This is a genomic window from Candidatus Pelagadaptatus aseana (assembly GCF_040362265.1).
Classification (GTDB): Bacteria; Pseudomonadota; Gammaproteobacteria; order Pseudomonadales; family Cellvibrionaceae; genus Pelagadaptatus; species Pelagadaptatus aseana.
Window position 1 is genome coordinate 141,343 of the sequence record NZ_BAABNJ010000005.1, and the last position, 18,626, is coordinate 159,968.

Genomic DNA, 18,626 nt, shown 5'->3' on the forward strand with positions numbered 1-18,626 from the left:
GTGGTATTTGTCAGTCCAATAAAAAGAGCGCCATAGAGCGTCTGTTTTGCCTTGAAAGTTGTTTCGAAAGTTTGTTTGAGTAGTTGTCTATGAAAAGTATTTCCGCCCGTATTGCCGAAGAATTGAATGCTCAGGAACGTCAGGTTGATGCCGCCGTGGCGTTGCTGGACGAAGGTGCCACCGTGCCCTTTATTGCCCGTTACCGCAAAGAGGTGACCGGCGGGTTGGACGACACGCAGATGCGGACGCTGGAAGAGCGCCTGCGCTATTTGCGCGAGCTGGAGGAGCGCCGTGCGGCGATTCTCAAAAGCATTGATGAGCAGGGCAAAATGACCCCCGAGCTGGAAGCGGACATCAACGCTGCGGAAACCAAGAACCGGCTGGAAGATTTGTACTTGCCCTACAAGCCCAAGCGTCGCACCAAGGCCCAGATCGCCCGTGAAGCGGGGCTGGAGCCACTGGCGGATGCGTTGTTGGCCGATCCGACCCTGGCCCCGGAAGCTGAAGCGGCCAAATACATCGTTGCTGGTGAGTGTAACGACGGCAGCGAAGAAGCGGCCAAGATTACCGATCTCAAGGCGGCTCTGGATGGCGCCAAACAGATCCTGATGGAGCGTTTCAGTGAGGATGCGACCCTGCTGGGACGCCTGCGCGATTTTCTCAAAGCCGATGGCGTAGTGACGGTGCGGGTGTTGGAAGGCAAGCAGGCCGAAGCGGCCAAGTTTCAGGATTACTTCGAGCACGATGAACCCCTCAAAGACATCCCTTCTCACCGGGCGCTGGCGATTTTTCGCGGCCGCAACGAGGGCTTTCTCAGTATCGCCATTACTCTGGGCGAGGAAGATGCCCGCCAGACCGGTCACCCCTGCGAGGCCATGATTGCCGATCACTGGAGCATCAGCGATCAGGGGCGTGCGGCTGACAAGTGGCTGGCGGAAGTGGTGCGCTGGACTTGGCGGGTGAAATTGTTGACCCATCTGGAGACGGATCTGATGGGCGAGGTGCGCGAGCGCGCCGAAGAGGAGGCGATCAAAGTGTTCGCCAGTAACCTCAAGGATTTGCTGCTGGCCGCGCCAGCTGGTCAAAAGGCCACCATTGGTCTCGATCCCGGCTTGCGCACCGGGGTCAAAGTGGCGGTGGTGGATGCCACTGGCAAGGTGCTGGATCACGGTGCCATCTTCCCCAATCCTCCGCAGAATAAAGTGCGGGAAGCGGAGCTGGTACTGGCCGCTCTGTGTAAGAAGCACAATGTCGGCTTGATTGCCATTGGTAACGGCACGGCTTCGCGTGAGACCGACAAGTTTGTCGGTGACGTCCTGCGCGATCACAAGGAGATCACCGCTCAAAAGGTGATGGTCAATGAGGCGGGAGCGTCGGTGTACTCGGCGTCCGAATTTGCCGCCAAGGAATTTCCGGATCTGGACGTGACCATTCGCGGTGCCATTTCCATTGCGCGTCGTTTGCAGGATCCACTGGCGGAGCTGGTGAAGATCGAACCCAAATCCATTGGGGTTGGCCAGTATCAGCACGACGTGTCGCAAACCCAGTTGGCCCGCTCACTGGATGCTGTGGTGGAAGATTGTGTGAACGCGGTGGGGGTTGAAGTGAATACCGCTTCGGCACCGCTGCTGGCGGCGGTGTCCGGTTTGAATCAGACCATTGCCAACAATATTGTCGATTATCGCGACCTCAACGGTGCCTTCAAGAGCCGTGACGAACTGAAAAAAGTGGCGCGCTTTGGTGACAAAACCTTTGAGCAGGCCGCAGGCTTCTTGCGCGTGGCCAATGGTGTGAACCCGCTGGATGCCTCCGCGGTGCACCCGGAATCCTATTCGGTGGTGGAAAAGATCGCTTCGGTTAATGGTCGCGAGATCAAAGGCTTGCTGGGTGACAGCGGTTTTCTGCGGGGTTTGAAAGCGACCGAGTACACCGATGAGCAGTTTGGTGTGCCTACCGTTAAAGACATTATTTCCGAGCTGGATAAGCCCGGCCGCGACCCTCGCCCGGAATTCAAGACCGCCAAGTTTCAGGACGGTGTGGAAAAAATCTCTGATCTGAAACCGGGTATGGTGTTGGAAGGCACCGTCACCAATGTCACTAACTTTGGCGCCTTTGTCGATGTGGGCGTGCATCAGGATGGTTTGGTGCATATCTCTGCTCTGTCCCACAACTTTGTCAAAGACCCTCGCGAAGTGGTCAAGGCCGGTGATATCGTCAAGGTGTTGGTGATGGAAGTGGATGTGGCCCGCAAGCGCGTTGGATTGTCCATGCGACTGGACGACAAGCCCGGTGAGCAAACCTCCATTGGCGGTGAGCGTCGCGGTGGGCGCAAGCAGTCCCAGCAGCGCAGCTTCGGTGGCAAGCAGCAGTCCGGTGGCGGCAAGTCCGGTGGGGATCAGGGCGGTATGGCGGCCTTGTTTGCCCAGGCCGCCAAGAAAAAAGGTGGCCGCCTGTAAGGCGGACTATAAGTTTTGTTAGCTCCGGCGGGGATCGCTGTCTAGGCTGTCTTTATCGGAGTAGACTCCTCCACAATAAAAAAGGTGGACCGTAATGGCTCAGGTTTTTTTACTGCAGAATCAGCGTAAACAATTTTTGACCAAGCAGGGCGACTGGGGTGATGGTCGCGATGCCGGACATCTGTATCGCACGGTTCACCACGATGAGGCCCTCAATCAGATGATTGAGACCAACGCCAAAGATTACACCCTGCGCATCAAGGTGCTTGAGTGCGCCACTAACGATCGCGGTGTGCCACAGATAGCCGATGAAGATTTACCGCCATTGAGCCTGGCTGAGTCTGAAATCGAAGAGCCTTAAACGTATCTTTGCCAATGTCATGCTGGCGGCCCGTGGGAGCGAGAATCTCAAAGAGATGCTTTACTGCCATTCAGGATGACAAGACTAGAGGAGTGGGATTTTGTCACTATTGAGTCAGCGTCTGGCGCTGTTGTCTGAGTCTGGCAACGAACACCTGACCCGCATTTTCAAGGGATTGGAAAAGGAAAGTCTGCGAGTGGATGGCGATGGCCAACTATCGCAACAACCCCACCCCGAGGCACTGGGGTCGGCTTTGACCCACCCCGCCATCACCACCGATTACAGTGAAGCGCTGCTCGAATTTATTACCGATCCCACCGAGGATACCGAGCAATTACTGGCCGACCTCGATGCCATTCAGCACTATACCTACAAGCATTTGCCGGAAGGGGAATCCCTGTGGGTGGCGAGCATGCCGTGCATGCTGACTCAGGATAAAGACATTCCTGTTGCCCGCTACGGCGATTCCAATGTGGGCACCATGAAGACGGTGTACCGCCTGGGACTGGGGGAGCGCTATGGGCGCACCATGCAGACCATCGCCGGGGTTCATTACAACTTTTCTCTGGGCGAAGAGTTCTGGGAGTTCTGGTTTCGTCAGGAGGCGGGTGCCGAGTCGCTGCAGCAGTATAAAAATCGCCGCTATCTGGATTTGATTCGCAATTTTCGCGGTAATTTCTGGTTGTTGCTCTATCTGTTTGGTGCGTCACCGGCGGTGTGTCGCAGTTTTGTGCGCGACCGCGAACACCAGTTGCAAGCCTTCGGTGCTGACGATCACAGTCTGCACGCTCCCTTTGCCACGACATTGCGCATGGGGGATCTGGGCTACCAAAGCAGTGCCCAGTCGTCTCTGCTGGTGTGCTATAACGATTTGAACTCCTACATCCAAACCCTTTGTGGCGCCATTACCCAGCCTCATGACGATTACGTGGACAAGGGTCTGTACGATGCTGCTGGCGAGTACCATCAACTCAACACCAGTCTGCTGCAAATCGAAAACGAGTTTTACAGCACCATCCGTCCCAAACGTACCATTCACACCGGCGAAACCGCCCTCAGTGCTTTGGCCACTCGGGGAATTGAATACATTGAGGTGCGCTGCGTCGACCTGAACCCCTACGAGCCACTCGGGGTCAATGCCGAGCAGCTCTATTTTATGGATGTGTTCCTGTTGTACTGCCTGCTGGTGCGCAGCCCCGAGGCCAGCCCCGAGAAGTATCAGCGTGAGCTGGAGAACCAGCGCTTGATGGTGTATCGCGGCCGCGATCCCGAGATGAAGCTCAACAGCGAGATTGGTCAGCAGTCGCTGGCGCAGTGGGGCAAGGTGCTGTTGCGCGAAATGGGGGCGGTGGCCAAAATTCTCGATCGCAGTTACAGCACCAGCCGCTACAGCGAGGCGGTAAAAGCCCAGCTGCCGAAGCTGCAGGATGCGTCCTTAACGCCTTCGGCGCGGATGCTGGAGGATATGCAGCGCGAGGATAAAACCTTCTTCCGGTTGATGATGGACCTGTCGCAGGAGCAGGCTGCCACCTACCAAGCCAAGCCATTGGCGGCTGGCCTTGAGGCGCAGATGGCGCAACAGGCAGAGGATTCACTGCAGGCTCAGTCGCAACTGGAGTCTGAGTCGCAACCGCCGTTTGCAGATTATCTTAAAAATTATTACGCCCAGTACCAGTGTTGTCAGGGCTGAAAATTAAGCGGCGCTGCTAGCAGTAGTAGCCGCTGTGCCCCAGACCCATCTCGCTGATCTGTTGTTGCAGGGATTCAAAATCGTACTGGCTCAGGCCAACGTAGAGCAACACCGATTCACTGATGATTTGCCATTCGTTATCCACTTCCTGATCGCCCAGGGTTCGGTAGTTGCCGCAGATGTGCTCGGCCATCTTGAGGACCGCCAGCAGGGTTTTCTTTTTCGGGTCGGCGCTCTCGTCGTCGACAATTTTGCGGATGCTGTGATGCTCGTGGATGGCCTGGCATAAGTAAGTGGGCAGGTTCCATGACTTGGCCACGTAGTAGCCGACCACCGCGTGGTTGGTATTCAGTTCGTCATTTTCTGTGTCGATAATGCGACGCTCCGGGTCGGCATAGGCGCGTTTGAGCACTTCCGGATAGTTATCAAAGCGCATCATCAACAGCGGAATGCCGCAGTTGTGAAACAGCCCCAAGGTATAGGCCTCATCCGGACAGGGGAAGCCAATATTCTTGGCAATGGCCGCTGCGGCCATGGCCACTTCCATGGAGCTGTCCCAGAATTTACCCATGGCCACGATCTGGTCGTCCGACAGCTCGCCGCGGATGGAGAGGCCGTTGACCAGATTGATCACCGAGTTAACCCCAAGCAGGTTCACCGCCTGATTGATCGAAGTAATGTTGTTGCCGAGGCCGTAGAGGGGCGAGTTAACGGTTTTGAGAACGCTGCCAGCAAGACCGATGTCCTGGCTGATCAGTTTGGCGATGGCATTGATGTCGCAGTCGGGCATCATCTGTTCCATCTGCAGATCCACCATGATCTGGGGCTGCGGCGGGATGGAAATTCCCTGAAGGACTTTTTGTACCTGTTCCTGGGACAAGTCGGCCATGCTGTTATCACTTATTCCATTGGGTGAAAAGACGCGTATTTTAACGGATAAATTCGCACTTGTCGGCTGATAATCTTGCTATTTATTCTGCCCCGGTGGTCTATAATGCGCGCCTGTTACTCAACCCGGATGGCCGCGCTATGACTCTAGAACTTCCCAAGCTGATCTTGAAATCCCAGGCGGATCGGCGTCTCAAGAAGGGCCATCTGTGGATTTTTTCCAATGAGGTGGATACCCAGGCTTCGCCCCTGAAAGGCTTCCAGCCCGGGGAGCAGGTCGAGGTTTGTGCTCATGGCGGCAAGCCTCTGGGGATTGCCACCATCAGTCCCGGCTCGCTGATATGCGCCCGCCTGATCAATCGCGATCTGGCACACCCGCTCAACAAGTCCTTGCTGGTGCACCGCATCAAGCAGGCGCTGGCCTTGCGTGAAGCCTGTTTTGATCGTCCTTTTTACCGCCTGGTATACGGCGACAGTGATCTGTTGCCCGGTCTGGTGGTGGACCGCTTCGGTGATTATCTGGTGGTGCAGACCTCCACGGCGGGTATGGATGCCCAGGTCGAAGCGATTATCGAGGCTTTGCAGCAGTGCCTCAGACCCGAGGGGATTTTGTTGCGCAATGATCACAGCGCCCGTCATCATGAAGGCCTGCCGGAAGTGGTTGAAGCCTTTGGCGATGTGCCGGAGGCGGTGGAGCTGGAAGAAAACGGCGTGCGCTTTATTGCGCCGATCGTGGAGGGCCAGAAAACCGGATGGTTCTATGATCATCGCGAAAATCGCGCGTTGTTGCAGCGCCTGTCCCCGGGTAAGCGGGTCTTGGATGTGTTCTCCTACGTTGGCGGTTGGGGGGTGCAGGCCGCCGCCGCTGGTGCCAGTGAAGTGATGTGTGTGGATGCCTCCTCACAGGCTTTGGACTGGGTCGGAGAAAATGCGGCACTCAATGGCGTGGATGATCGCATGCAAGGGATGCATGGCAAGGCGGTGGATGTTTTGAAGCAGCTGATTGCGGCTCAGGAGAAGTTCGATATTGTGGTGCTCGACCCGCCTGCCTTTATCAAGCGCAAGAAGGATCAGAAATCGGGTGAAGCCGCCTACCGCCATATCAATGAGCTGGGTATGCGATTGCTGGCACGGGATGGTTTGCTGGTGTCGGCATCCTGCTCGATGCATCTGGAAAAGAACACCATGGTGGAGATAGTGCGCGGAGCCTCACGCCATCTGGATCGCCATGCCCAGATCTTTGCTCAGGGTGGTCAGGGTGCGGATCATCCGGTGCACCCGGCTATTCCGGAAACCGATTATTTGAAAGCGGTGTTTTCCCGAATCTATCTGCCCTAGGGCTGCGACCTGTCGTGCTGGCCGGGTTGAGCTTGCCCGGCCAGTGCCAGATTGCCCCCCAGCCGTTGTGCCAGAGCTTCGATGGTTTGACGCAGGTTGGCGCGGTTGTCCTGCAGGACGGCCTGTTCAAGGATCATCTTGTCTAGCAGGGCGACAAATTTCCCAAAATCCCGGCGCAGCGCCGGCGTATCTTCTCTCACCAGTTGTTGGGCCAGACTGGGTGTTTCCGGTTCTTTGGCAAACAGCAGATCCGTCATACCGTGAATGACGGCGCGAATGGCTTCCAGTTCCTGTCCGGAAAATTGATTGTGGGGAGGGTCTGCCCGCTCCAATGACTCCGAGTCCTCGGGCAACAGAAACGGTTGCGCCAAAATTTTCTGCAGCAGATGAAGGCTGCTTTGTTGCCACAGTTGTATGCGGCTGCGTGGCATCAGTGACAGGTAGGCGCCATTGAGGGCGCTGGCCTGATGGGAAAGCCTGTAGTGCAGCGATTTCAAATCATCCACGAGCAGGGTGGCTTGCAGTTGCAGTAAGGTGGCGCGTCTGTGGTTGGGCAGATCAACCAGTTTGAGACCATTGAGTTGCTGTTCGCGCTCGAGTTTTTGTGGCGCCAGAAAGTCACTGGCCGGCCGTGATCCCTGCTCTCCCCAGAGCAGGTAAGCCATGGCGTGAAATCCGAGACTGACGTCACTGCCGTCACTGAAGCCGTGTTGCTTGCGAATGGCATCGGCGGTAATGGGGACGGCGATGTCATTGACGATACCGCTGTGCTGATAGACATCGAAGTAGTCGAGATAACCGGGCTGAATCGGGTGGCTGTCGATCAATTCCATAGCGGCTTTGATTTGCTGAAAAAGGCCGGGGTTGATGGCGCCGAAGCTGATCAGGCTGGAGCTGCGCAGCAACTGATTGTGCGTCTGATGCCATTGTTGTCGGGCGGCTTGCAGCTGTTCGTCATCCGGTGTGGCATTCAGTTCGGCAATACGCTGGGAAAGTCGCTCGGCTTCGCCAATCACCACGGCAAAACTGTCCGTCTGATGTTGCCAGAGTTGCCTGCTGAGTTCGTCGAGTTTGAGGTCGTCCGCATCGGCGCTCGAACTTTGTGCGCCGCTTTCGAGAGTGGCTTCCTGATTGCGCGGTTCGCAGCCGCTCAGAAACAGAACCATGGCCAGACTGAGGAGGGTAAGGCGAAGGGTCATGGTGATCTGCTCCTGGCTGTGTGGGTTACTGGTCGCGCAGGCTGATGACTTGCCAGCCCTGTTGCTCCGCCAGAGTGCGCAAACTGGCGTCGGGGTCGACAGCAATCGGGTGCGTCACCTCACGGAGCAGTGGCGCATCATTGATCGAGTCACTGTAAAAATAGCTGTTTTCCAGATCGCCGGTAAAACCGTGCTGCTGGGCCTGCTGCAGCCATTGGTGCAGGCGGGTGATCTTGCCGTCCTGATAGCAGGGGGTGCCGATCATTTTGCCGCTGTAGCGGCCGTCGACGATTTCGGCTTCAGTAGCCAGCAGGAAGTCGACCCCCAGGGCATCGGCGATAGGCTGGGTAATAAAGCGATTGGTGGAGGTGATGATCAGCAGGTAGTCACCCCGCTGACGGTGCTGCTGCAACAGCGCATCGGCCTGAGGCAGGCGCAGCGGGTCGATCTTGGCGGTCATAAACTGTCGGTGCAGTTCAGCCAGTTCGGCCATGGAGTAACGGGTCAGAGGTTGCAGGGAAAATTCCTGATAGGCGTGAATATCCAGCTCACCGCGCTCGTAATCTTGATAGAACTGGTCGTTGGCGCGCTTGTAGGCCTCGACATCGACCAGTTCGCGCTCAACCAGAAACTCGCCCCAGCTGTGGTCGCTGTCACCGGCGATAAGGGTGTTGTCCAGATCGAAAATGGCCAGATTCACGTTTTTGCCCTGTTGCTTATTTGGAAAGCCGCAAGGATACCGGCCGCACCCACAGGCGACAACAGTCTCTTTGTGTTTGATCGTCTAAAGTCTATTTGTGAAGCCGGGGCAATCTATGGAACAATAGCTGGCCGCGCGGAACAATAACCCACAACCAGAGAGAGGGATATCCTAGGTGATTGATGCAGATGGATTCAGACCCAATGTCGGCATAATGCTGGCGAACGCTCAGGGCCAATTGTTGTGGGCCCGGCGTGTCGGTGGTCAGGATGCCTGGCAGTTCCCTCAGGGTGGTATCAATAAAGGTGAGTCGGCCGATCAGGCACTCTATCGCGAGTTGCACGAAGAGGTTGGACTCAAGCCCGAAGACGTCAAGATCATTGCCCGCACCCGCGGCTGGTTGCGCTACCGTCTTCCCAAGAAATTTCTCCGCCACGGCTCCAAGCCGCTTTGCATTGGTCAGAAACAGAAATGGTTTCTGCTGCAGCTGTTGTCCGACGATGCCGCGATCAAATTGGAAAACGACGGTGTTGCCGAGTTTGATGACTGGCGCTGGGTCAGTTACTGGTACCCGCTGAATCAGGTGGTGTCGTTCAAGCGCGATGTCTATCGGCGGGCCATGAAAGAATTATCTCCTGCTCACAGCCAGATGGAGTCAGCCTGGTCGGGAGCTGTCGATGCTTAACGACCTGCGCAGTATTGTCCAGGAAGTTAATGCGGCCCGCGACCTGCAGTCCGCCCTCAATATTATCGTTGGCCGCGTCAAATCGGTGATGCAGGTTCAGGTTTGTTCTACCTATCTGCGCGATGGTTCCGGCAAGTATGTCTTGATGGCCACCGATGGCCTGCACACCGAGTCTGTAGGTCAGGTCAGCCTGTCGGCCGACGAAGGTCTGGTCGGCTATGTGGTTACTCGTGAAGAACCGCTCAATCTTGAGCGCGCCATGTCCCACCCCAAGTATCAGTATTTTGCCGAGACCGGTGAAGAGCGTTTCAGCTCCTTTCTGGGGGTGCCGATTGTGCATCACCGTCAGGTGCTCGGGGTTCTGGTTGTCCAGCAAGTGGAACAGCGTCGGTTTGACGAAGGTGATGAGGCGTTTCTGGTTACTATCTCGGCGCAGTTGTCCGGGGTTATTGCCCACGCCGAAGCCACCGGTGCATTGCGTGAAATCGGGGCTTCTGCGCGCGAGGCAAGTTTTACCGGTGTTGCCGGTTCGCCCGGTGTGGCCATTGGTAAGGCGGTGGTTATGTCCCCCGCGGCAGATCTGCGCGGCGTGCCCTATCAACTCTGCGAAGACGTCGACGAGGAGCTGGCGTTTTTCAATGAATGTCTGGCCGCGGTGCGTCAGGACATCAAACGCATGGGGCAGCGCTTACGCGATCGCCTGAGTCGTCAGGAGCAGGCGTTGTTTGATGCCTATCTGGCCATGCTCGATGACGCTTCTCTGGGAGGCGAAGTGGCGGAGAGAATCAAAAAAGGCATTTCTGCAGCCTACGCCTGGAGTGAGGTGATTCTCGAACACGAACGCAATTTTACCCGGATGGAAGACAGTTACCTGCGCGAGCGGGCTGCCGATATTCGCGATCTGGGGCGGCGGGTATTGTCCTACTTACAGGAATCCAAACAAAAGGCACGCAAACTGCCCGATAACGCCATTCTGGTTGGCGAGGAGCTGACGGCATCAATGCTGGGCGAGGTGCCCAGAGACAAGCTGGCCGGGCTGGTGTCGGTGATGGGCTCGAGTAACTCGCATATTGCCATTCTCGCCCGGGCCATGGGTATTCCAACGGTGATGGGGGCGGTGGATCTGCCGTTTACCCAGATTGAAGGCCGGGATGTGATTGTCGATGGTTATCGCGGTCGGGTGTATACCGATCCGGGGCAGAATCTACGTCATCACTTCGAAGACATTTATCGCGAAGAACAGGAACTGGTCAAAGACCTTGAGGCCATCAAGGACATGCCCTGTGAAACCCGCGATGGTCACCGGGTGTCACTGTGGGTGAATACCGGGCTGATGTCGGACGTCGTGCGCTCGCTGGAGCGGGGTGCCGAAGGCGTTGGTCTGTACCGCACAGAAATCCCGTTTCTGCTGCGTGATCGCTTTCCCTCCGAGGAGGAGCAGCGCAAGATTTACCGTGAGCAGTTAGAGGCTTTTGCGCCTCAGCCAGTGACCATGCGCACGCTGGATGTGGGTGGCGATAAGGCGCTGCCGTATTTCCCGATTAATGAACAAAACCCGTTTCTGGGTTGGCGCGGTTTGCGGGTAACGCTCGATCACCCTGAAATCTTTCTGGTGCAGGTGCGGGCCATGCTGAAAGCCAGCGAGGGGCTGGACAACCTGCGCATCATGTTGCCAATGATCGCCAGCATCAATGAGCTGGAGGCGGCCAAAAAACTGATCCACCGGGCTTTTGATGAGCTGCTTGAGGATGGCTTCAACATCAAGATGCCTCAGATCGGGGTGATGGTGGAAGTGCCGGCGGCGGTGTATCAGGCCCGTGAACTGGCCCAGCGTTCGGATTTCCTGTCGGTGGGCAGCAACGATTTGACCCAGTACCTGCTGGCCGTGGATCGCAATAATCCTCAGGTGGCCGATGTCTATCAGCCGTTTCATCCCGCCATTCTCAGGGCGTTACAGGAAGTGGTGGATGCCGCTCATGAGTGTGGCGTCAAAGTCAGTATCTGTGGTGAGCTGGCCGGTGATCCGGCGGCCGCTGTGTTGTTGATGGCCATGGGCTATGACACCCTGTCCATGAACGCCACTAACCTGCCCAAGGTAAAGTCCGTGATTCGGGATATGAATCTGGATCTGGCCAAAAAGCTGCTGACCGAAGTGATGACCAAACCCGATGCTCAGTCGGTCAATCAGTGCCTTGAAGACGCCATGAGTGATGGCGGTTTTACCCGTTTGCTGGCACCCAAGTCGGCTACCAGCTATTACACGGATCTGCTCAACTAGTCCCGATCCAGACTCAGCGTTTCTTGCGGTCATACAGCGCCGCTTCACCCGTTGGCCGGGTTTTGAAACGGCGATGTTGCCAAAGGTAGTCCTCGGGGTGTTCGCGGACAAAGTCTTCCACAATCTTGTTGGTTCGGGTGCAGTCAGCCAGTGGATCGCCACTGGGGAAGTTGTCCAGTGGTTTGGAAAAACGCAGGGTAAACCCCTCTCCCGGGCGACGAAAAGCCGAGGCAAAAACCACTTCTGCATCGGTTTGCTCGGCAAATGAGGTAATGGACGGGATGGTGGCTGCAGGGATGCCAAAGAAAGGCGCAAACAGGCTGCGCTTTTTGCCCATGTCCTGATCGGCGGCAATCAGTCCCAGCTCTCCCTGATTCATGTGGTACAGAAATTCCTTCACCCGTTTTCTGGGGATCAGACGCAGGGTGTAATGGCGGCGACCGTGGGTGGCCATAAATTCCCACAGTGGGTTGTCGTGAACCCGGAACAGAACATTGAACCAGGTGCGCGCCCCCATTCGCGCAAAACAGAATTCCACGCAGGTGACGTGAGGGGCAAACAGCAAAATGTGTTTACCTTCTCGTTGCAATTGTTCGATGTGCTCGAAACCTTCGAAGTGAATCAAGGCTTCGTTGCTTTTCTTGGGCCACCACACCAGCCCCGATTCAAACAGGGCCATACCGGCCCCCTTGAATGACTCGCGCAGAATTCGCTGCCGCTCCGCCGCGGACTTTTCGGGGAAGCACAACTCCAGATTGCGCTCGGCAAAATAGCGGCGCTTTTTCCCGGCTTTCATTGCCAGCAGGCCGACCCCTTCACCAATTACGCGCATGGCCCGATAGGGCAAGCGGCTTATCAGCCAGAGCAGACCGAACCAAAGCCACAGAGGCCAGAACTTGGGAGTGAGAAAGCGTTTTTCAAAGCGTACGGCCTGTTGATGGCCCTCTGCCTCGGGCGTTGGCGAAGTCTGTTCAATGGACATGATGTGCTAACCCCACTGGCGCTTGCGGCCGGTATCCAGGTGCAAGAAGTTACTGTTGGGGTAGTAGCCGACGCCGCCGTTGTGCAGTGCCAGTGCGGCTTTGCGCACATCACTCAGGTCGGCTTTGGGGAGCCGCAGGTCAATCGCACGGCCCTGCAGATGAAAGCTGCGCTTGGCCACGCCGCGCCCTTGTTGACGCAGTTTTTCATTGGTTTCCGGGGAGCGGTAGCCGGAAATGATGTGGATCTCACCCTGATAATCCAGATGCTGCTGAAGTTGGTGAATGCTGTCCAGTAAGGCCGGATCTATGCCCGCGATCTGATTGTTGCGGTGGTCGCGGAAGAAGTGATTGATTTCGCTCAGGGCATCGGCGTGGTAGTGGCCCTGTTCCCAGTAGCGGGTTGTGAGCCTTTCCCCGGTATGCAGGTGGAGCAGATCCAATTGGCGCTCAATGGGATGCTGGCTGATGCTGGCTCTGGCTGGATGACTGAGCGCAGCAGTACTGATAAGCGCGGTCGACGACAGCGCCAGAAATTTACGACGGGATAGAGACATTTCACACCTGGTACTTCAAAAATTACATCAGTCCGAAAAAGTTATTGGAGTAGTGGGCTTCGGACGGGAGCAATTATGCCGGTAACGGCAATTGGTCACAAGTTGAACAGGTGGGAAATGGCACGTGTGTCACAGTCAAAGCGCTTTGAGGCAATGAAAACACCACATTTGAAGTGATCCTGCCTAGAGACATAGCGGATTCAATCCATGGTGATCTGGCCGTGGACTGCCGGGAGCCAGTAGTGAGTAATATCGACAGGTGTCAGTAGCGGCAGCAGAGGGTTCTCAAGTTTGAACACGCGTCGTTGATGAGTGGCCAATTGCTTCAGCGTGTTGGCGTGGGTTGGGTCATTGAAAAAGAGGGCGTCAAAGCTGCCGTCGCTGTGCATCTTGTCCAGACCCGACTGAATTCTCTGGGCCAGCGCGAGATTATCCGGCGCCACAAAGAAATAGACCGGGGCGATATAAGACAATATCAGGTTCTGTTCTACCGCCAGATGCTGCTCTCTGTGTGCCTCGGCTTCGACCCAGGCTTCGTTGGCGCCACGGGGGAAGTAGTCAAACCGGCCGCCGGCCAGCATGTCGAAGAGCCGCTCATAGTGGACATTGGTGCTGACACTCAGCCCGTTGTGAATAAGGATGTCGGTATCCGGCCAGTGGCTGCCCTGACCGGCGCTCAGTTGAGCCAGATCGCTCAGTTGGTGAATGTTGTCAAATCTGGATTGATGCTCCTGACGAATCAGGAATACCCTCTGTCCCAGCAACCCTTTGAGGATGGGGACCCGTATGGGCAGCATCAGTTGTTCACGTTTTCGCGAAGTCATGGTCCAGATGACATCCAGCGACTGGCCGTGGATCAGTTCGGCAATCATACGCGCCTGGGTGTGGGTTACAGGCGCCTGCTGAACGTTGATGAGCTCGCCATTGGCTTTGCTTTTCTCAAGTGCTTGCTTGAGCAGTGTCAGGATGTAGCCAGTGTGTGAGACATTGCTCACTTCCTGGCGGGGTACACGTACCATCAGGGATTTTTGCTGTGGCGCCTGTAAGATCGCAGCAACCGGTTCTGCCGCCTGAATCAAAGCGCTGCACAGCGATGATATGATCAGATAAAAGCCAGTGAAGAGACAGGGTATCAAGCGGTGCATCTGGGGACGGTCACTTCCAACTGTTATAGTGAGATGGGCTGGCTCAGGCGTTTGTGGACCACCAGATCGCCCTGATAGATGTCATCGCGAAAGTGCACGACTTCATCTTCATCGACCCAGACTGTCTGGTAAAACAGATAGGTTGGTATGGGCTCGGGTAATTTTACGTAGCGGGTTTTGTCACCGCCCAGGTTTTGTTGCAGGCGCTCGGGATTCCAGTGTTGGCTGCCACGGATCAGGGCATTGGCCAGTTCAAACGGTTTTTCAACCCGGACACAGCCGGAGCTGAGGGTGCGAATGTCACGCTCGAACAACTGTGGGTTACTGGTATCGTGCAAGTAGATGGACTGATCGTTGGGGATCACAAATTTGATGCGACCCAGGGCGTTGCCCTGTCCTGGCTTCTGTTGCAGACGATAGGGGAAGTTGCGCCGGCTAAAACGGTTCCAGTCGATGTTGTCGATGTTTTCAGGGGTCTTGTCGTTCCAGCCACGGAATACGTTAAAGCGGCGCCTGATCAGGTAGTCCGGGTCCTGTTTGATTTGCGGCAGCAGGTCATTTACGGCAATGCGGTGGGGGACGTTCCAGTGGGGGTTGAGCACCAGACTGTGAATGCTTTCGCTCATGACCGGGGTCTTGCGGTATTCCTTGCCGATGATAACGCGCATGTCCAGCTCGACCTGCCCCTGATGAATCAATTGCAGGGTGTAATCAGTCATATTGACCCAGATGTAACGCTCGCCGAGATCCCGAGGCAGCTCACGCCAGCGCTTCATGTTCAGGGCAATCTGACGCAGGCGAAAATTGGGGGTGATGTTCAGTAACTTGCGGGTGTGGCGCCCAAGTACACCATCAACTTTGGTGCCGTGTCTGGCCTGAAAGCGTTTCAGGGCCTGCTCCAGAGCCAGATCAAACGTTTCCAGCTGCTGGTTGTCATCCTGAATGTCCTCCGGGGACAAGCTCCAGCGTTGCTCCTGCGCTCTGGTTGCGGGCTGGTAGTCACCGGTTTGGGTCAGCAGTGCGCGCATCTGGGCAACCTGAGGATGGCGATCTCCAAGTACCAGTTGTGATCTTTGCTGTAACTTAAGCCAATTGTTGTCGCTCACCATGGTCTGATAGCGATTAAAGGCCTGTCGCAGTCGCTGATATTCCTGATGCTGTGGAATCAGCCCCTGAAGAACCTCGGCGATCTGCTCCGCGCCCTGATTTTGCTGCAGCAGTTGCACGATGTCCTGTCGTTGCTGACGGGTATCAAGCGGCAGTGGATCCTGAAGATGGGTTGTGCGATTCAGTGACACGGGTTTGAGTGGGCCACTGGCGGATTGCTCGTAGGCTTCTGAGGAATAACCCGATAGCGCCATCTTGCCATTGAGGATATCCAGCATATAAGCCACAAAGGCATCGGTCATCAGTGCATCCAGTGCGGTGACTTCCCTTGGCTGGGTTTGCAAGGTATGCAGTCGCTGTTGGATATAGGCCAGATGATATTGGTAATCGAATAATTCATCGGCGCTGGATTCCAGCAGTTGCTGGATCAGTTGCTGGCCATTGTCGGAGAGTTGATAGCCGTTGAACCACAGCATTTGGTAGCGGTTGTTGCGATAGATACTGCGCAGACTATCGAGGTGATTAATTGGCGAGCGGTGCAGCAGGGCGCCGGGGTCTTCATCAGCAAACCAGCGCTGCATGGCATGTTGGGCTGCCAGCGATGGCAGTATCGGCTGCAATTGTTTGTTGGCTTCATAGGCCTTGTAAAACAGCAGGATGCTGCCGATTGCCAGCAACAGGGCCAGTAACGATGTCTTGGTGCGTGAGTGGTTGGCTGGTTTCGACATGCTTTCAGTATGGCAAAAAATTCAGTCGGGGTTTAAAAGTTCAAAGGACTGGCTGGTAACTTCGGCCTTCTCGTTAAAGTTGCGCTCGAAAAAGCGCACCGGTCCCTGAGCGCTAAACAGCACCACGGTTGAGGTGCGGGTGCCGTATACGTCACCTCGGATAAATCTCGGGGACAGGGTGCGTTCCCACTCAAGGCCCACACCGGTATCTGGCAGTTGATGGTCCGGAGCCTGTTCACTGCAGCCCAGCAATTCGAACAGAGCCAGTGCCAACTGATCCGGGTCTGGGCTGGTGGTTTTTAGGGTATCGGCCAAAGCCTGTTTGCCTGTAGCCACTTTCGGCCAGGGGGTATTGATCAGACCATTACTTAAACCATAGATGCCTTCTTGCAATCGGGGATCGGCCTCCCCGCGGTTGGAGTAATAGCCCAGTTGTTGAGGGCTGCCACACAGAAGGTTGTAGCCATTATAGTGGTGCCGGCTTGCCTGTAGCTGACTGAAGTAAGACTCGATTCGGGTCTCCGGGTCCATTAAGAAATGGCTGGGAAGCTCCCCCCTCGATGCCTTTTGCGATTGTGTCTGAATGCTGCCCGGTTCGCGAAAATTGGTGAGTGCGCTGAATTGCCCGCTGCGGTTGATTCCCAGCCAGGTACCACCGGCCTCCAGATCGAGTCCGGCATAGAGTTCCGGATGGTCAGGCCAAAAGCTGGCGGGCCGGGTGGGCCGGGCAAAAAATTCATCGCGGTTGGCAGCGACAATCAATGGGAAATCGGGGTGTTGTTGCAGGGCAAACAGAATCAGACACATGGCTCGACTTTATCTTGGGGCGGCTGCGTGGATAATAGCGTGCTTTGCTCTGTTGATGCGGGAATACTTTTGTCTATTTTATCCCTGTTGCTGATTTTCGCGGTGGTCGGTGTTGTTGCCGGTTTGATTGCCGGCCTGTTTGGTCTGGGCGGTGGCGTGGTGATTGTGCCGGCGCTGATCTATACCTTTGCCGGTCTGGCCTTCCCTGAAACAGTGGCTACCCATCTGGCCGTTGGAACTTCGCTCGGATGTATTGTGGTAACGTCTTTGACAGCCAGTCGCACGCACTGGAAAAAGGGGGCGGTGGATTTGAACATTCTCGGCCCGCTGGTTCCCGGGGTGCTGGTGGGTGGCTGGTGTGGTGGCCTGTTGGCTTCGCTGTTGGCGGGCGCTGAGCTGCAGTTGGCGTTTGCCGCTTTTCTGGTGTTTGTCGGCTTTACCATGCTCAAGGCGGTGGGTGATGGGGGGCAGCGCTTGCCCGGAATCCCGGGCCGAGTGCTGGCAGGTACGGTAATTGGCAGCCTGTCGTCTTTGTTCGGTATCGGCGGTGGGTCGTTAACGGTGCCATTTTTGCGCGTATGTCAGGTGCCCATGGCCAAGGCGGTGGCGACCTCTGCCGCTCTGGGGTTGCCGATTGCGGTTGCTGGAGTGGCCTCCTTTATTTATCAGGGCTGGGGGCAGCCGGATTTACCCGATGGGGCCTACGGCTATTTTTATCTGCCGGCCTTTCTCGGTATTGTGGTGTTCAGCGCACCCGCGTCTCGTATTGGTGCTCGTATGGCCCATAATCTGCCTGCGGAGAAATTGCAGAAGGGCTTTGCTGTCGTGTTATTTTTGATTGCTGTTGAGCTGTTTGTCAGTGGTCTGATGTAAAAGGTTTTGTTGGAACTATGTTGAATTACCCGGAAATTGATCCCGTCGCCTTTTCGCTGGGCTCTTTAAAAGTGCATTGGTACGGCATCATGTACCTGCTGGGATTTGCTGCGGCCTGGCAGTTGGCCATGGTGCGCGCGCGCAAAGGTGTGGGCCCCTGCCGCCCGGAACAGGTGGAAGATCTGATCGTCTATGGGGCTATGGGGGTGATTCTCGGTGGCCGTTTTGGCTATGTGTTGTTCTATCACTTTGATCGCTTTCTTGAGGATCCGGTTTGGCTGCTGCGGGTCTGGGAGGGCGGCATGTCGTTTCATGGTGGCATGCTGGGTGTGATTGTGGCGCTGTATGTCTATGCCCGGAAAATCAATGCCCCATTTTTTGCGGTAACGGATTTTGTTGCGCCGTTGGTGCCCATTGGCCTCGGTTTTGGCCGGTTGGGTAATTTTATTGGGCAGGAGCTTTGGGGGCGTGCGACCGATGTCCCCTGGGCCATGGTCTTCCCCAATGACCCTCTGGCGCTGGCTCGCCATCCCTCGCAGCTGTATCAGGCGCTGTTGGAAGGGCTGGTGCTGTTTGCGATACTCTTCTGGTTTTCGGCCAAGCCGAGGCCGCGCATGGCAACCAGTGGTTTATTTCTGTTGCTGTATGGCAGCTTCCGCTTTTTAGTAGAATTTGTGCGCGAGCCCGACAGCCATATCGGGTTTGATGTGATGGGGTGGATGACCCGCGGACAGCTGTTGAGCCTGCCTATGATTATCGGCGGTTTGGCTCTGCTGGTATGGGCTTATAAAAAGAGTAATAACAGGAGCTGAGCGCTGGTTTAAATCGCTGAAG

At 56.0% G+C, this 18,626-nt stretch carries 16 protein-coding genes; 8 read left to right on the forward strand and 8 right to left on the reverse strand.

The features are described 5' to 3' along the window. The first annotated feature begins 89 nt into the window (after positions 1–89). The 3 genes from ACPXV9_RS09280 to gshA all read left to right on the forward strand — a co-directional run bounded on the left by ACPXV9_RS09280 (position 90) and on the right by gshA (position 4,507). Positions 90–2,456, forward strand: a complete 2,367-nt coding sequence (locus ACPXV9_RS09280) for a Tex family protein (RefSeq protein WP_423896173.1) — start codon at positions 90–92, stop codon at positions 2,454–2,456. A gap of 94 nt (positions 2,457–2,550) precedes the next feature. Next, on the forward strand, positions 2,551–2,817 hold the full coding sequence (locus ACPXV9_RS09285) for a hypothetical protein (protein WP_423896174.1): 267 nt from the start codon (positions 2,551–2,553) through the stop codon (positions 2,815–2,817). Between the two features lie 100 nt (positions 2,818–2,917). Next, positions 2,918–4,507, forward strand: a complete 1,590-nt coding sequence (gene gshA / locus ACPXV9_RS09290; RefSeq protein WP_423896175.1) for a glutamate--cysteine ligase — start codon at positions 2,918–2,920, stop codon at positions 4,505–4,507. 16 nt (positions 4,508–4,523) lie between these two features. Here gshA and ACPXV9_RS09295 read toward each other — a convergent pair whose 3' ends face one another. Then, a complete protein-coding gene (locus tag ACPXV9_RS09295; protein WP_423896176.1) occupies positions 4,524–5,396 on the reverse strand; it encodes an HDOD domain-containing protein in 873 nt (290 codons plus the stop codon). A gap of 140 nt (positions 5,397–5,536) precedes the next feature. On the opposite strand from ACPXV9_RS09295, the gene ACPXV9_RS09300 reads away from it, so the two are divergent. Beyond that, complete coding sequence (locus tag ACPXV9_RS09300; RefSeq protein WP_423896177.1) at positions 5,537–6,733, forward strand: class I SAM-dependent rRNA methyltransferase; 1,197 nt, start codon at positions 5,537–5,539, stop codon at positions 6,731–6,733. On the opposite strand, the gene ACPXV9_RS09305 is transcribed toward ACPXV9_RS09300, so the two are convergent. Both ACPXV9_RS09305 and ACPXV9_RS09310 read right to left on the reverse strand, forming a co-directional pair. After that, positions 6,730–7,932 carry an imelysin family protein gene (locus ACPXV9_RS09305; protein WP_423896178.1) on the reverse strand — a complete coding sequence of 401 codons (1,203 nt, stop codon included), beginning with the start codon at positions 7,930–7,932 and terminating at the stop codon, positions 6,730–6,732. The two genes, ACPXV9_RS09300 and ACPXV9_RS09305, sit on opposite strands and share 4 nt — an antisense overlap. A 25-nt stretch (positions 7,933–7,957) precedes the next feature. After that, a complete protein-coding gene (locus ACPXV9_RS09310; RefSeq protein WP_423896179.1) occupies positions 7,958–8,632 on the reverse strand; it encodes an HAD family hydrolase in 675 nt (224 codons plus the stop codon). Positions 8,633–8,807: 175 nt separating this feature from the next. Between ACPXV9_RS09310 and rppH the strand changes: the two genes are divergently transcribed. Continuing rightward, positions 8,808–9,317, forward strand: a complete 510-nt coding sequence (gene rppH, locus ACPXV9_RS09315; RefSeq protein WP_423896180.1) for an RNA pyrophosphohydrolase — start codon at positions 8,808–8,810, stop codon at positions 9,315–9,317. Continuing rightward, the gene (gene ptsP / locus ACPXV9_RS09320; protein WP_423896181.1) at positions 9,310–11,595 is read left to right on the forward strand and encodes a phosphoenolpyruvate--protein phosphotransferase; all 2,286 of its coding nucleotides are present in this window, start codon (positions 9,310–9,312) and stop codon (positions 11,593–11,595) included. Before rppH ends, ptsP begins: the two co-directional genes overlap by 8 nt. Positions 11,596–11,608: 13 nt before the next feature. Here the strand turns inward: ptsP and ACPXV9_RS09325 are convergent, their stop codons facing one another. The 5 genes from ACPXV9_RS09325 to ACPXV9_RS09345 all read right to left on the reverse strand — a co-directional run bounded on the left by ACPXV9_RS09325 (position 11,609) and on the right by ACPXV9_RS09345 (position 16,919). Then, the gene (locus tag ACPXV9_RS09325) at positions 11,609–12,577 is read right to left on the reverse strand and encodes a hypothetical protein (protein ID WP_423896182.1); all 969 of its coding nucleotides are present in this window, start codon (positions 12,575–12,577) and stop codon (positions 11,609–11,611) included. Positions 12,578–12,583: 6 nt separating this feature from the next. Next, positions 12,584–13,132: a YcbK family protein gene (locus ACPXV9_RS09330; protein ID WP_423896183.1), complete on the reverse strand. Its 549-nt coding sequence runs from the start codon at positions 13,130–13,132 to the stop codon at positions 12,584–12,586. Between the two features lie 200 nt (positions 13,133–13,332). After that, on the reverse strand, positions 13,333–14,277 hold the full coding sequence (locus ACPXV9_RS09335; protein WP_423896184.1) for a diguanylate cyclase: 945 nt from the start codon (positions 14,275–14,277) through the stop codon (positions 13,333–13,335). 23 nt (positions 14,278–14,300) lie between these two features. Further along, positions 14,301–16,112, reverse strand: coding sequence for a L,D-transpeptidase family protein (locus ACPXV9_RS09340; protein ID WP_423896185.1), 1,812 nt, complete (start codon positions 16,110–16,112; stop codon positions 14,301–14,303). 21 nt (positions 16,113–16,133) lie between these two features. Beyond that, positions 16,134–16,919, reverse strand: a complete 786-nt coding sequence (locus ACPXV9_RS09345) for an NRDE family protein (RefSeq protein ID WP_423896186.1) — start codon at positions 16,917–16,919, stop codon at positions 16,134–16,136. 69 nt (positions 16,920–16,988) lie between these two features. Between ACPXV9_RS09345 and ACPXV9_RS09350 the strand changes: the two genes are divergently transcribed. Continuing rightward, the gene (locus tag ACPXV9_RS09350; protein WP_423896187.1) at positions 16,989–17,792 is read left to right on the forward strand and encodes a sulfite exporter TauE/SafE family protein; all 804 of its coding nucleotides are present in this window, start codon (positions 16,989–16,991) and stop codon (positions 17,790–17,792) included. Between the two features lie 17 nt (positions 17,793–17,809). Beyond that, on the forward strand, positions 17,810–18,604 hold the full coding sequence (lgt, locus tag ACPXV9_RS09355) for a prolipoprotein diacylglyceryl transferase (protein ID WP_423896188.1): 795 nt from the start codon (positions 17,810–17,812) through the stop codon (positions 18,602–18,604). The last annotated feature ends 22 nt before the right edge of the window (positions 18,605–18,626 follow it).